Source organism: Burkholderia sp. BCC0398 (assembly GCF_902833245.1).
GTDB classification, from domain to species: domain Bacteria; phylum Pseudomonadota; class Gammaproteobacteria; order Burkholderiales; family Burkholderiaceae; genus Burkholderia; species Burkholderia sola.
In genome coordinates, this window is record NZ_CADFEM010000058.1 from 1 (window position 1) to 375 (window position 375).

1 pseudogene is annotated in these 375 nt (G+C 65.1%); it reads left to right on the forward strand.

Going from position 1 to position 375, the window contains the following annotated elements:
• Positions 1–375 (forward strand): annotated as a pseudogene (locus HWX76_RS36490) (ferritin-like domain-containing protein); the annotation flags it as partial.

The following is a 375-nucleotide window of genomic DNA, read 5'->3' on the forward strand; positions in this document are numbered from 1 at the left end:
CCGACTGGCACACCGAGCCCGTCATCAAGCAGATCTACGAAACGATTTCGCGCGATGAAGCGCGTCACGGCGGCGCGTACCTGCGCTATATGAAGAAAGCGCTGAACAACTGCGGCGACGTCGCCCGCGCCGCATTCGCGAAGATCGGCGTGCTGATGGCGTCGGCGCGCCGCACCGAGAAGCCGCTGCACCCGACCAACCTGCACGTGAACCAGGCGCTGTTCCCGCGCGACACCGTGCAGTCGCGCCTGCCCGATCCGGAATGGCTCGAGCGCTGGCTCGACGAGCAGATCCGTTTCGACGGCGAGTGGGAGAAGAAGGTCGTCGAGCGGATCCTGCACAACCTGTCGATCCTGTTCGAGCGCACGTTCGCGA